This window comes from Halorubrum rarum (genome assembly GCF_048380895.1).
GTDB lineage: Archaea > Halobacteriota > Halobacteria > Halobacteriales > Haloferacaceae > Halorubrum.
Window position 1 is genome coordinate 240,984 of record NZ_JBLWMN010000002.1, and the last position, 12,624, is coordinate 253,607.

Consider the following 12,624-nt stretch of genomic DNA (forward strand, 5'->3'; position numbering starts at 1 on the left):
GGACTACGTTTTCAGTCCGCTCCCGGTCAGCGGGACGACCACGTCGTCATCCGCGTCGAGGACCCCCCGATCGCGGTACGCACGGAGGGCGGCGGGCGCGACCGCAGACGTCGGCTCGATGTAGAACCCGGCGGCGTGAAGTCGGTCGAGCGCACGCTCGAGCGCCGCCGCCGTCACGGCGATGGCGTCGCCGTCGCTGTCGGCTATCGCCTCGCGGATCCCGTCGATCCGAACCGGGTCGGCGATCCGGATCCCGTCGGCCGCCGTGTCGGCGACGCCGGTCGGATCCGCCGCGTCGCCTCCGTGGAGCTCGCGAACGATCGGTGCGACTCCCGCGGCCTGCGCGCCGAGCAGCCGCGGTAGCTCGTCGATCCAGCCGGCTCGGTAGAGGCGGCGGAATCCCCAGTACAGCCCGAGAAACAGCGTTCCGTGGCCGAGCGGACAGACGACCGCGTCGGGAGCCGTCCAGTCGCGCTGGAGCGCGAGTTCGTACGCGATCGTCGCCGTCCCCTCGAAGAAGGCGGGGTTCCACGCGTGACTGGCGTACCACGCCGACCCGTCGGTGTCGGCTCCGCCGGCGGCTCCGTGACCGTCCTCGGTCGACGTACCGACCGCGGCGAGGCACGCCTCGGTGACGTCGGCTCGCGTTCCCTCGACCCGGACCGCCTTCGCGCCGGTGCGCTCTATCGCCCGGAGCTTCGCGTCTTTGACGTCGGCGGGAACGTAGATCTCGGCCTCGATCCCGGCGCGGGCAGCGTACGTGGCGATCGCCGCGCCCGCGTTTCCCGAGGAGTCCTCGACGACGCGCTCGACGCCCAGCTCGCTGGCCCGGGTGAGCGTCGTCGTCGCACCCCTATCCTTGAACGAGCCGGTCGGAAAGACGTACTCCAGTTTGAACGCGGCGTCCCACTCGGCGGCGTCAACGAGCGGCGTGACTCCCTCGCCGAGGCTCACTCGGTCCGCCGGATCGGTACCGACGGCGATGAACTCGTCGAACGACCACAGGCCGTCCCGCGTATCGAACGCGGCCGGGTCCGGCGGGGCGTCGTCCAGGATCGGCGTCTCGGCGAGGACGAGCGGGCGACCGCACGAGCAGCGCCACCGATCGGTGAATCGAGCGCCACAGGCGGGACAGCGGAGCGGACTCACGCCGGACCGGGACGGTTCCGTGCGCGCTCGGCGGTCGCGGTCGGCGCGCTCGTCGTTTCGCGTCATCAGTATCGGTCCACCTGGGTGCCGACCGAGCAGACGTACTCCCCGGCCGCGACCTGTGGCAGCCGCCGGGTTCGCCAGAACACCCCGTCGCTGTCGGCCGTCACGCGTCCTTTCAGCTCCCCGAACGTGTCGGTGACCTCGAAGAGGGCGTCGCCCGCGGCGACCCGCTCGCCGAGCTCGCGCTCGAATCGGACGAGTCCGCCCGCCGGCGATCCGTACTGGTCGAAGCCGCGTGCACGCGTCTGCGTGTCGACGTCGACCTCACCGTCGAGGAACCCGTAGTAACGGAGCACGTTGAACACGCCCTCGACGCCGTACCGGATCGACTCCTCGTCCCAGCCGACGCAGCCGCCGAGTTCGGGGTCGACCGTCGGGATCCCCTCGTCGGGGGCGACCCGCGCGAGCTGTCCGTCCGGCCCCTTCATATCGAGAACGTGACCACAGCCGAACACCTTCGCGAGCGTGAGACAGTCGCCGTGAAGTCGGTGGCGGGTGCCGCATCGGACTCGCGTTTCGTTTATCATCCGGCTCGTCGACCCCTGATGGAGATCGAGGACGAGGTCCGCACGCTTGGCGACCTGGAACGTCTCGTGTGCGATCCGTTCGCTCGTCGTGCCGTTCTCGTCGCCCGGATAGCCGCGATTCATCTTTCGGTCGTCGATGGGGTTCCGGTGTTCGGCGACCTGAAAGCCGAAGTAGTTCACGATCCCGACGACGAGCACCGACCCGGACAGCTCCTCGGGATCGATCCGCGGGACGACACGGTTGATCACGCCGAGCCCGTTGAGTTCGTCGCCGTCGCTGACCGCCTGAAGGTACAGCGTCTCGCCGTCTCCCGTACCGTGTATCACGGCGACCGGGAGCCGGACCGGCGTTCCGTCGCGCGTCTCGCCGACTTCGAGGCGGCCGGTGTCGGTTTCCCCCGGAGCCGCACTCGCAGTTCCCAGCGTGATCATTGTGGGACACTGGGTCGTCGACCTCTTTATCGGTTCGGTCCGTAACGCTCTCCACGCGCCGACCACCGCTCGACCGTTCGGTCCGTGGTAGCGACCCGACGCAACCTTTATCGCCGGGTTCGGTCAACTATCGACACGGTACCGTGAGGGTGGTACGCATGGGAACGAACTCGACCGATCCGCAACCAACCACTCTCCATTCTCCATGAGCATCGACATCGAACCGTTACGAGACGACGACGGGATCTCCGTCACCGACCACATCGAGAACACGCAGTTCAAACTGTACACCGACCGCCCGGTCGATCTCCGCCCCGGCGACGAGGACGACCACTACTTCCCGGTCGACACCTCGGTTCGGCTCGATGTGGAGGAGGTCGTCGTTCCACGAGTGGCGAGCGTTATCGCGCATGGTGCCGATGGCCAAGTGGTCGCGGAAGGGTCCGAGATGGAACTGGATCGGAGTACCTACCATCTCGAGGTCCCGTCAACGCCAACGAAGACGTATCTTCGCGTCGACGGTGGCGTCTCGGTCGCGACCGCTGCAGAATCGACACACATTCGAATCGCCGACCGTGTGTCCCTCGCCGTCGGGTTTCGGTCGTTTAACGAGCAACCGGCGGGAACGATAACGACACCACCGGACCCGAACTCGATGTTCGAGGCGGTGTCGTGTTTCGGGTCGGCCCTCCACACCACGAGTCCCGAGCGTTCGTTTCCGACGTTGCGCGGACATCCCCCTCTGCTTGAACTCGGGTCGGAACTTCGGATTCCGGAGCACGTCGAACCGCCGGACAGCGGTGTCCGGATCGTCGTGCCGCCGGAGTTTCGCTCCCTCTACCCCGTCGTTCCGCTCGCGTACTACCTCGCAGCGGAGATCGTCCCCGGTTCCGCGCCGCGACTGGAAGGAGACGGTTGGGAGTTCCCGCTGGAACCGGACCTCGAACGGATCGCCGGGCAGGTGCTCCGGCAGACGTTTCATCTCGACTGTATCACACGGACCGAGGGGTTCTTTCAGGTCGATCTCCACGAACGGGCAACCACCGATCTCGATCTCGACTGGGGGTGGCTGTACGAACTTCCTATCGCCGGACGGCTCGGGAAGTACCTCGACGTCCCCTTCGATCGGATCGAGCCCGAGCTCCCGCAGTGGACGCTGACGACCGACGTGAGACCGGACTCCGAGAACGTCGAGATGCTTCCGTTCGTCGCCGCGGAGCTCTCCCTGGTTCGGTCCCCCGAAACGGTGGAGCGACACGGGGACTCCGAGTCCGACGGCGTGTCGGGATTCCTTCGGTCACGCGCTCCCGACCGCGCCGGAGTTCTCCGAGGAGGAGCCGACGCTGCGAGCGTCGACGACTCGTTCCGCGGGACCGATTCGAGAGCGAGCCACGCGTTCATGCCCGACGACGTTGATCTCGTTCGACCGGAACCGGTCGACACGGTCGAACACGCGTGGATCGGCCACGGGGTCCCGATCGGTGCGAACAAAGCGACCCCGGATGCCTACCGTCGTCGATTGGATGTCGGTTCGATCGAGCAGTCACGGATCTCCGTGACGGTCGTGTGTAATGACGAGCAGATGCGTGAGGAGGGGAACGTGGCGGACCTGTACGGTCTTCGTGACATCGTCCAGTTCGATATCGAAGTTAAGTACGATCTCTCGCGTGCGGAGATGCGGGCGGTGTTGGAATCGGACGTGGACTTCCTTCACTACATCGGCCACGTGGACGAGAGAGGTATGCAGTGTGCTGATAGTTTTCTGGATCTCACGGCCGAGAGCCTCGATGTCGGGGTGAGCGCGTTCCTACTGAACGCCTGTCAGTCATACGAACAGGGGGAAGCGCTGATACACCGCGGGAGTCGCGGCGGCATCGTCACGCTGACCGACGTCGCGAACTCGCCGGCAACCCGACTCGGTCGAATCGTCGCTCGACTGATGAACGGCGGATTCAATCTGCGCACAGCGCTGTACGTCGCCAAACAGGAACTGATCACCGGACAACAGTACATCGTCATTGGGGACGGCGGTACGACCGTGTGTCAGAGCAGAAGCGGCGGAGCGCTGGTCGTCTCTCTCGATCGAGCGGGAGATGACCGATGGGACATCGCAGTAGATATGTTTCCGAACGGCCCGTACGGGAACGGATCGTTGGGCACGCTGAACACGTCTACGGTCGACGAGCACTACTACATCCCGTCGAAAATAACCGCCAGTTCGGTCTCTTCGGAGGATTTCTCTCAGTTCTGTGCACTCGAGATGCTGCCGATCTTCTTCGAGGGTGAGTTACGCTGGAGCGACGAGTTTATCGTTAATTAGGGGCCGTTCGTGATCGATGCCGCGTTCGCCGCCGCCGGGGCCGCCTGCGACAACACCAGCAGTGCGGTGAACAGGACGCCAGCCATTTTCGGGTGCTCTGCCACGTATTCTGCAACGGTTTGTTGCATATTTCCTTAGATCGGAGGGTGAAAATAAGCTGAGTCTAATGATAACTGATATATCTATCATATTCTAATTAAATTTATTACAAAAATAACCAGCAGAGGCGCGTAGGACCCGTATTCCTCCCGTTTGACGTCGGACACGGTGACACCGAGGCGTCCGATCGATCACCGACGTGTTCAAGGGCTTGTCGCGGAACGGCGAGGACATGAGCGACGAGGACGTCAGTCTCCTGGACCCGTTCCGTCAGTTCTTCTCGTTTCAACGCGACGTGTTGGTGTTGTCCGTCGCGATGTTCGCGTTCAGCCTCGGGTTCCAGATGACGAGCCGGTACGTGCCGGAGTACATGTCCGCACTCGGTGCGAGCGCGTTCGTGATCGGGATGTTCGGGACCGTCGGGAACGTCATCGGCGCGGCGTATCCGTACCCCGGCGGTCGGCTCTCCGACCGGGTCGGATCGCGGGTCGCGCTGACGCTTTTCGGCCTGCTGTCGACGCTCGGATTCGTCGTCTGGCTCGTTGCGCCCTCGCTCGGCACCGTCACCGTCGCCGGCGTCGTGCTCGAACCGTGGATCTGGATCTTCGTCGGCCTCTTTCTGGCGCAGGCGTGGAAGTCGTTCGGGCTGGGCGCGACGTTCGCGATCGTCAAACAGTCGGTCCCGCCGGAGCGTCTCGCGCGCGGGTTCGCGAGCACGGAGGTGTTCCGTCGGACCGCGTTCCTGATCGGTCCGCTGATCGCGGCCGGCGTTCTGTACGCGTTCACCGACTTCACGGTCGGGTTCCAGTACGTGCTCGCGATCGCCGTCCTGTTCGCCGTCGTCGCCACCGCCACCCAGCACGTCCTGTACGACGCGAGCGACGACACCGTCGGTAAGGAGTTCGAGGGGCTCTCCGAGGTCGTCGACGACCTCCGGAACCTCCCGCGCGAGCTCCGGCCGCTGTTGGTCGGCGACGTCCTCGTCCGGTTCGCGAACGGAATGGTGTACGTCTTCTTCGTCATCGTGATCACGCAGTTCCTCGAAGTCGGGCTCGACGTCGGCCCGGTGTCGCTGTCGCCCGCGGTCTTCTTCGGCGTCCTCCTCGCGATCGAGATGGTCATCGCGCTGGCGTCGATGCCGCTCGCGGCGCGCCTCGCCGAGGACGTCGGACTGAAGCCCGTCGTCGCGCTCGGCTTCGCCGTGTACGCGGTGTTCCCCGTGCTGCTCATCAACGCCCCCGCGGACGCGCTCGTCGTCGCGCTGCTGTTCGCGTTCTCCGGGCTCCGGTTCGCCGGGCTCCCGGCACACAAAGCGCTGATCGTCGGCCCTGCCGAGCGGGACACCGGGGGGCGCGTCTCGGGGTCCTACTATCTCGTTCGGAACGCGATCGTGATCCCGAGCGCGGCGCTCGGTGGGCTGATCTACGGCGGGTTCTCCGTGCCGGGAACCGACCTCGCGTACGCCGGCAGCCCGGTCGTCGCCTTCGGCCTCGCCAGCGCGATCGGCGTCGTCGGCGTCGGGTACTTCATCCTCCGCGGCGAGGAGTACGACGCATACGCGTGATCGGCGCTAGTTGTTGGCGTCGAGCCCGGAACGCTCGACGACGCCATCACACACGATCCAGCCGACGACGCCATCACACACGATCCAGCCGACGAGACGGGGGTTCCCCGAGGCGAATAATTATTACCCAGCCCCACCGAGGTCCGGAAGTGAGTCGTGTAACGGAACAAGGCGGACGATCCTCGGGGACCACATCGTGTCCTCCCCCCGGTGGATCGGCGAGTGGAACACCGGGTTGGGACCGGAGCGCGGGTGGTGTCGGCTGACGCGCCAGTCCTCCACGTCGGGACGCCGGCGGGAGCGTCGTGGGCGGCGCTCCCTGATCGGACGCGGACTGTCGCGTCGGTGAGTGAGGCCGACGACGCGACCGACTGGTCCGCAGTCGTCGTGGGGCTCGACCGGGAGGACACCGAGCGTCTCGTCCCGATTCGGGAACGGTTCCCGGACGTTCCGATCGTCGCGTACACCGAACGTGACAACGTGGACGCGGCGATCGACGCGAGTCGCCTCGGGGCCGAGTACGTCTCCGGACGACGTCTCGATGACGACAGCGACACGCTGGCCGAACGCATCGAGACAGTGATCGGAACGGGATCGGACTCCGAGCCGACCGGAAGCACCGACGACCGCGACGAGTTCCTCGAGTCGTTCCTCCGGATCACGACGGACCGGCGAGCCGAACTCGAAGAGAAGCTCGATGCCCTGTTCGATCTCGGTCGCGACTACCTCGATCTGCGTATCGGGTTCGCGTCACGGGTGTCGGACGACAGGTTCTCCGTGATCGGCCAGCAGGGTGCCGACGAGCTGGTGGAGGCGCTTTTTGAGAGCGATCTGATCGACGCCGACGGATCGATCCCCCTGGAGACCACGTACTGTCGACGGACCATCGAAAACGGCGGCGTCGTCACGTTCACCGACGCCACCGAAGCCGGGTGGAGTGACACCCCGGCCGACGAGCTGTTCGGGTTCGAGACGTACATCGGCGGCCGAGTCGTCGCCGGCGATGACGTGGTCGGGACGTTCTGCTTCGCCGACGAGTGCCGACGTGACGGAGAATTCTCCGACGCCGAACGGCTGTTCGTCGAACTGCTCGCGGAGTGGCTGGGCAACGAGCTCGAACGGCGGCAAGCACGCGAAAAGCGTGCGGAGACGGCACAGCGGTTGGAGAACACCCTCGAACGGATCGACGATGGCTTCTTCGCGGTCGACGACAGCTGGGAGTTGACCTACCTCAACGAGGAGGGTGCCGCGCTGCTCGACCGGGAACCCGACGAACTCGTCGGTAAGCACGTCTGGTCGGAGCTCCCCGAGGTCGTCGGTCAGCGGTACGAGCGAAACTGTCGTGAAGCGATGGCGAACCAGCGAGTCGTCTCCTTCGATCATCACTCCGAACCGCAGGATCTGTGGACCGAAGTAACCGCGTACCCGGCGGCGGAGGGGTTGTCGGTGTTCGTCCGTGACGTGACCGACCGGAAGCACCGCGAGGAGACGTTTCGAGAGCTGCTGGCGACGAGCGAACGGCTCCAGCGTGCCGACGACATCGAGCGGATCGCCGACCATCTCGTCGATGCCACGAGAGATATCCTCGACTACGACATCAACGGCGTCAGACTGTATGACCCGGACGAGGACGTGCTCGAGCTTGTCGCCATGAGCGACGGGCTCCGAGAGCTATTCGGGACTCGAACGCCGAGGAAGCCAGGGGATGGCGTCGTTGGACGGGTGTTTGAGACCGGGACACACGAGGTGTGTTCGGATCTGACCGCGATCGATGACGACCGCGAGTACCGAGGCGTACGATCCGTGATAGCCGTCCCGCTCAGCACGCACGGCGTGTTGACAGTCGCTTCGGCCGAGCCGGACGCGTTCGATGAGTCCGACGTCTCTGTCGTCCAGCTGTTGGCGACGAACGCGATCGCGGCGATGGACCGTGTGGATCGGCTCAAGCGGCTCCACACGTATGAGAGCGCGCTGGAGAACGTCGACGACATGGTCTGCGTTCTCGACGAAGCAGGACGCGTGACGTACGTGACGCGACCGCTCGCCGCGTGGCTCGACGCTGAACGGGACGCCCTGCTCGGAAGACGACTCTCCGAGGTGCTCCCCGGCTCGCACACCGGCATTGCAGCCGCTCTCGACGGGGGTAGCGACGACACGGAGACGGTTCCGTTGATGCTGCCACGCTCCGGTGGGCCGCCGCGGCGGGGCGAGCTCCGTCTCTCGACGCTCGGCGACGGGACGTCGGGGTCGGTCGGATCGGTGACCGACACGACCGAGTTGGCGCGAGCACGAACGGAGCGCGACCACGAGCGGGGTCGGTTCACGCGACTGTTCGAACAGATCCCCGACCCCGTCATAGAGACCGCACTCCGAGAGGACGAAACGGTCGTGCGGCAGATCAACGGCGCGTTCGCCGATCGGTTCGGCTACGACGTGGCGACGATCGGTGGACGACCGATAGACGAACTGGATCTCCGATACGGCCGACGGGTCGACCGCGTGGACTCCCGATCGCTCGACGAGCGGATTCGCGATGAGGGCGTCGTGACGGCCGAGATACGCCGTCGAACCGTCGACGGGCCTCGCGAGTTCCTCTTTCGAGGGTTCTCCTACGAGACGGCAGAGGGACGCCACGCGTTCGGGATCTACACGGACATCACCGAACGAAAACACCGTGAGCGGTACCTCCAGGTGGTGAATCGGATACTCCGACACAACCTCCGAAACGAGCTGAACGTCGTGTTCGGCTTCGCGAGCGAGATATCCCGGATCGCGGACGACGAGAACATCGTCGACTACGCGGACCGGATCGGAGCGAGCGGCAAGCGGCTGGCCGAACTGGGCGAGGGCGCAAGCGAGATCAAGCGGATCGTCGAGGACGGGCTCGAGTCCGAGCTCGGTGCGGTGTCGGTCCGTCCGATCGCGGACAGAATCGCCGAGCGGTACGCGAGCGGACACCCCCACGCGACGGTCGACGTCGACGTTCCCGAGTCGACGAGCGTCCGGGCCGACGGACGGCTCGCTGACGTGCTGGACCACCTCGTCGAGAACGCTATCGTTCACGCGGACGACCCGTCACCACGCGTCGAGATCGGCGTCGACCCGGATCCCGAGACCGATGTCGTCGCAGTCACCGTGGCGGACGACGGACCGGGCATCGCCGAGGACATCCGCGAGATCGTCGCCGGCGACGAGGAGATCACACAGCTTCGGCACAACTCCGGGATCGGGCTGTGGATCGTCGCCTGGGTCGTCGACTCCTACGGCGGCGACGTCGAGTTCGGTCCGGGACTCGAGCGCGATGGCGAGAGCGACGGGGCCGGAGCGCGCGGCGGGACGACCGTTCGGCTCCGCCTTCCCCGAATGGGCCCGACGGAATCGACGTAGGCTCCGCTCCGAGGCGTCGCCGACCGTTCCGACCCGTTTATAAGCCACGACGCGCCCGGTTGAACCATGACCGACGACGAGCGGACGGGGATGACCGACGACGAGCGGACGGAACTCATCGCGGCGTTGCGCGCGGCCGACGCGGTCCGATTCGGTGAGTTCGAACTCTCACACGGCGGGACGAGCGACTACTACGTGGACAAGTACCTGTTCGAGACCGACCCGAACAGTTTGCGCGCGGTCGCCGAGGCGTTCGCCGACCGACTCGCCGGGACGGACGCGAAACTGGCGGGGGTCGCCCTGGGTGCGGTCCCGCTCGTCGCCGTCACCGCCGAGAAGCTCGACCGTCCATACGTCATCGCCCGCAAGCAGACGAAAGCGTACGGCACGGGCAACCGGATCGAGGGACGTCTCGACGACGGCGAGGAGGTCATCGTGTTGGAGGACATCGCGACGACCGGGCAGTCGGCCGTGGACGCGGTTGAGGCCCTCCGTGAGGCCGGCGCGGTCGTCAACCGAGTCGTGGTCGTCGTCGACCGCGAGGAGGGCGCACGCGAACTGCTCGCGGAACACGACGTCGAACTGGAGGCGCTGCTCACCGCGTCGGAGCTGCTCGCCGAGCGCGAGGACTGAACGGCGAGGTGAGATCATCGCCGCCGTGAAACGAGACGGTGGCCGATCGGCGTCCCGTTCAGGTGATCTTTTGTATCCCGCACTCACACGTCGACGTATGGCAGACCACTCTCACGAGCCGGACCCGGACGCACGCGTGACCTCACCGATGCAGGAGTTCGGCGGCCGCGAGGTCGGTATCGGTGCCGCCGTCCTCCTCGTCGGCCTCCTCATCGCGTACGTCGTTCCGACGCTTCTCACCCTTTAAATACGCCCACACGCCCCCGGTTTAAATACGCCCACACGACTCCGAGTCGGAGGGAGCGCGGAGCGTGAAGGCGAGGTCCTCCGTATCGGCCTCGTAGTACCGCTCCAGCAGCGTCGACTCGTCCGGAAACGACGTCGTCGTCACCGTCCGTGCCGGGACACAAACGGTGACCGGTGAGTCCCGGAACGGGTACGGCGACGCTTCGTACTCACCCGGCGTGACGGGTCGTGCGGTCACCGTCACGTCCCCGGTCCCGGGTTTCGTCGGGACGTGCTCGACCGTGATCGGCTCCGTCGCTCCCGTCCCGTTCGTCGCACACAGCCGGAGCGAGAACGCGTCGAGCGCCGCGAGCAGCCGGTAGTTCCGCCACAGCCGCACGCCGTCGGCCCCGTCGGGCGCGCGACCGCCTTCGTGAAGCGTCCGCAAGAGGTCGACGTCCGCGGCCGAGACCCGATCGTCGTCCGGATCGTTGCGGAGCGCGAGCGCGAGCGAGCGCTGTCTGTCCTCCTCGCGGTCGACGAACTCGCTGAACTCGGCGGGCGTCGCCCCCCACGACGGCGAGAGTCCGTACCGCCGCCTGCGGAGTCCCGAACCGTGCATCGAGACGAGCAGCCCCGCGTAGCGGTCGGTCCGTGCGACGTCGTCGATACCGCGGCGGTACAGTCGAAGCCACGCCGACGCCGGGAGCTCGTGGAACGCCTGCGGCGACCCGTCGGGACCGAGCCGCGGTCGTCGGTCTCGAGGCCACCAGCCGTCGTCGTGAGCGTGGACGGCGAGCCGAACCGCCGCGGTCGGCGTCGGCGACGCGAACTCCTCCCCGCCCCACAGCTCCGCGAGCCGCCCCGCCAGCGCGGCGTGGTCCGGCTGGGTCACGAACCGGATCCCGTCGCTCGTCCCGGCGAGTATCATACGCTGTGTGGGGGAATGGCGACTATAAATGTGGGTGGCGAACCCGGATCGCTCCGGGCGGCGCGGAGCGGGTCAGCGCCGTTCGCACCGAACGACGCCGTCATCGGTGCCGGTTCGGCGCGGGTACCACGCCAGCGGGTGGTCGGCGACGAGGTCGACGCTCACCCACTGGTCGAGCTCGAACTCCTCGACGTGGTTGTGGAGGCAGTGGACCGCCTCGCCGGACTCCAACTCGACGCGATAGATGAACGATGGGCCGACGTACTGTCTGGAGACCACCGTCCCGTCGGCGATCGAGGGATCGGCGGGCGTCGCCCGCAGGTCGTCCGGCCGGACGAGCACGTCGACGGGCGCGCCGTCGTAGACGGTGTCGTACCCCTCCAGCGCCGCGGCGTTGAACCGGCCGACCCCCGTCTCGACTTTCCCGTCACAGAGACAGCCCTCAAGGAACGACGCTCGACCGAGGAAGGAGGCGACGAACTTCGACTCCGGCTGTTCGAAGACGCCCTCAGGGTGACCGATCTGCTCCAACTTCCCGTCGTTCATCACGGCGACGCGGTCCGAGATGGACAGCGCCTCCTCCTGGTCGTGCGTCACCGAGACCGCGGTGACGCCCGCCTCCTTGAGGATCCGACGAACCTCCTCGCGCATCTCCACCCGAAGCCTGACGTCGAGGTTCGAGAACGGCTCGTCGAGCAGCAGCACGTCCGGCTCCGGGGCGAGCGAGCGCGCGAGCGCGACACGCTGTTTCTGCCCGCCCGACAGCTGGTCCGGCGTCTTCTCGCCGTGTTCGGGCATGTCGACCAGATCGAGCAGGTCGTCGACGCGCGCCTCGGTCGCCGCCTCGTCGACGTCCGCCAGCCCGAACGCGATGTTCTCGCGAACGGTGAGATGCGGGAACAGCGCGAAGTTCTGAAAGACGATACCGACGTCGCGGCGCTCGGGCGGCACGAAGGCGTCCCCGTCGGCGACGGACTCGCCCGCGAGCGTGATCGTCCCCTCGGTGGGCTCCTCTAACCCGGCGATCATTCGGAGCATCGTCGTCTTCCCGCAGCCCGAGGGACCGAGAAACGTCAACAGCTCTCCCTGCGTGACGTCCATCGAGACGCCCTCGACGGCCGTCTCGTGACCGAAGTCCTTGCTCACACCGGCGAGCGTCAGCACCGTCTCGTCCGGCGTCTCGTCGAGCGGCCGCTGCGTCCGGTCCGCAGAACGCGCCGTTCCAACCGTGTCTGTTTGAGCCATCGATGGGAGTCGGGCGCCGGATCGCCGGCGTCCCGTGTTACCTCCAGAT

At 66.5% G+C, this 12,624-nt stretch carries 10 protein-coding genes; 5 read left to right on the forward strand and 5 right to left on the reverse strand.

Annotated features, from left to right (window positions below):
• Nucleotides 1-3: 3 nt before the first annotated feature.
• Nucleotides 4-1,215 carry a pyridoxal-phosphate dependent enzyme gene (locus ACNSN7_RS02890; protein ID WP_418280513.1) on the reverse strand — a complete coding sequence of 404 codons (1,212 nt, stop codon included), beginning with the start codon at nt 1,213-1,215 and terminating at the stop codon, nt 4-6.
• Complete coding sequence (locus ACNSN7_RS02895) at nt 1,215-2,171, reverse strand: succinylglutamate desuccinylase/aspartoacylase family protein (RefSeq protein ID WP_418280515.1); 957 nt, start codon at nt 2,169-2,171, stop codon at nt 1,215-1,217. The genes ACNSN7_RS02890 and ACNSN7_RS02895 overlap by 1 nt, the downstream gene beginning before the upstream one ends.
• A 205-nt stretch (nt 2,172-2,376) precedes the next feature.
• On the opposite strand from ACNSN7_RS02895, the gene ACNSN7_RS02900 reads away from it, so the two are divergent.
• Nucleotides 2,377-4,491 (forward strand): caspase family protein, encoded by a 2,115-nt coding sequence (locus ACNSN7_RS02900; protein WP_418280516.1) that lies wholly within the window; start codon nt 2,377-2,379, stop codon nt 4,489-4,491.
• On the opposite strand, the gene ACNSN7_RS02905 is transcribed toward ACNSN7_RS02900, so the two are convergent.
• Complete coding sequence (locus tag ACNSN7_RS02905) at nt 4,488-4,619, reverse strand: DUF7503 family protein (RefSeq protein WP_418280517.1); 132 nt, start codon at nt 4,617-4,619, stop codon at nt 4,488-4,490. The two genes, ACNSN7_RS02900 and ACNSN7_RS02905, sit on opposite strands and share 4 nt — an antisense overlap.
• 203 nt (nt 4,620-4,822) lie before the next feature.
• Here ACNSN7_RS02905 and ACNSN7_RS02910 point away from each other — a divergent pair, with 203 nt between their 5' ends.
• The 4 genes from ACNSN7_RS02910 to ACNSN7_RS02925 all read left to right on the forward strand — a co-directional run bounded on the left by ACNSN7_RS02910 (nt 4,823) and on the right by ACNSN7_RS02925 (nt 10,421).
• Nucleotides 4,823-6,154: an MFS transporter gene (locus ACNSN7_RS02910; RefSeq protein WP_418280519.1), complete on the forward strand. Its 1,332-nt coding sequence runs from the start codon at nt 4,823-4,825 to the stop codon at nt 6,152-6,154.
• Between the two features lie 345 nt (nt 6,155-6,499).
• On the forward strand, nt 6,500-9,541 hold the full coding sequence (locus ACNSN7_RS02915) for a PAS domain-containing protein (protein WP_418280520.1): 3,042 nt from the start codon (nt 6,500-6,502) through the stop codon (nt 9,539-9,541).
• A 90-nt stretch (nt 9,542-9,631) separates the two neighbouring features.
• The gene (gene pyrE, locus ACNSN7_RS02920; protein WP_418280590.1) at nt 9,632-10,174 is read left to right on the forward strand and encodes an orotate phosphoribosyltransferase; all 543 of its coding nucleotides are present in this window, start codon (nt 9,632-9,634) and stop codon (nt 10,172-10,174) included.
• A gap of 97 nt (nt 10,175-10,271) precedes the next feature.
• Nucleotides 10,272-10,421, forward strand: a complete 150-nt coding sequence (locus ACNSN7_RS02925) for a DUF7550 family protein (RefSeq protein WP_418280521.1) — start codon at nt 10,272-10,274, stop codon at nt 10,419-10,421.
• Nucleotides 10,422-10,442: 21 nt separating this feature from the next.
• On the opposite strand, the gene ACNSN7_RS02930 is transcribed toward ACNSN7_RS02925, so the two are convergent.
• Nucleotides 10,443-11,330: a DUF3891 family protein gene (locus tag ACNSN7_RS02930; protein ID WP_418280523.1), complete on the reverse strand. Its 888-nt coding sequence runs from the start codon at nt 11,328-11,330 to the stop codon at nt 10,443-10,445.
• 72 nt (nt 11,331-11,402) lie between these two features.
• Complete coding sequence (locus ACNSN7_RS02935) at nt 11,403-12,575, reverse strand: ABC transporter ATP-binding protein (RefSeq protein ID WP_418280524.1); 1,173 nt, start codon at nt 12,573-12,575, stop codon at nt 11,403-11,405.
• Nucleotides 12,576-12,624: the final 49 nt, after the last annotated feature.

What these genes read in the sequence shown, in the direction of transcription:
- pyrE (WP_418280590.1), top strand. Translation starts at nt 9,632, where the DNA reads ATGACCGACGACGAGCGGACGGAACTCATCGCGGCGTTGCGCGCGGCC.
- ACNSN7_RS02925 (WP_418280521.1), top strand. Translation starts at nt 10,272, where the DNA reads ATGGCAGACCACTCTCACGAGCCGGACCCGGACGCACGCGTGACCTCA.
- ACNSN7_RS02905 (WP_418280517.1), bottom strand. Translation starts at nt 4,619, where the DNA reads ATGCAACAAACCGTTGCAGAATACGTGGCAGAGCACCCGAAAATGGCT.
- ACNSN7_RS02895 (WP_418280515.1), bottom strand. Translation starts at nt 2,171, where the DNA reads ATGATCACGCTGGGAACTGCGAGTGCGGCTCCGGGGGAAACCGACACC.
- ACNSN7_RS02935 (WP_418280524.1), bottom strand. Translation starts at nt 12,575, where the DNA reads ATGGCTCAAACAGACACGGTTGGAACGGCGCGTTCTGCGGACCGGACG.
- ACNSN7_RS02910 (WP_418280519.1), top strand. Translation starts at nt 4,823, where the DNA reads ATGAGCGACGAGGACGTCAGTCTCCTGGACCCGTTCCGTCAGTTCTTC.
- ACNSN7_RS02900 (WP_418280516.1), top strand. Translation starts at nt 2,377, where the DNA reads ATGAGCATCGACATCGAACCGTTACGAGACGACGACGGGATCTCCGTC.
- ACNSN7_RS02890 (WP_418280513.1), bottom strand. Translation starts at nt 1,215, where the DNA reads ATGACGCGAAACGACGAGCGCGCCGACCGCGACCGCCGAGCGCGCACG.
- ACNSN7_RS02930 (WP_418280523.1), bottom strand. Translation starts at nt 11,330, where the DNA reads ATGATACTCGCCGGGACGAGCGACGGGATCCGGTTCGTGACCCAGCCG.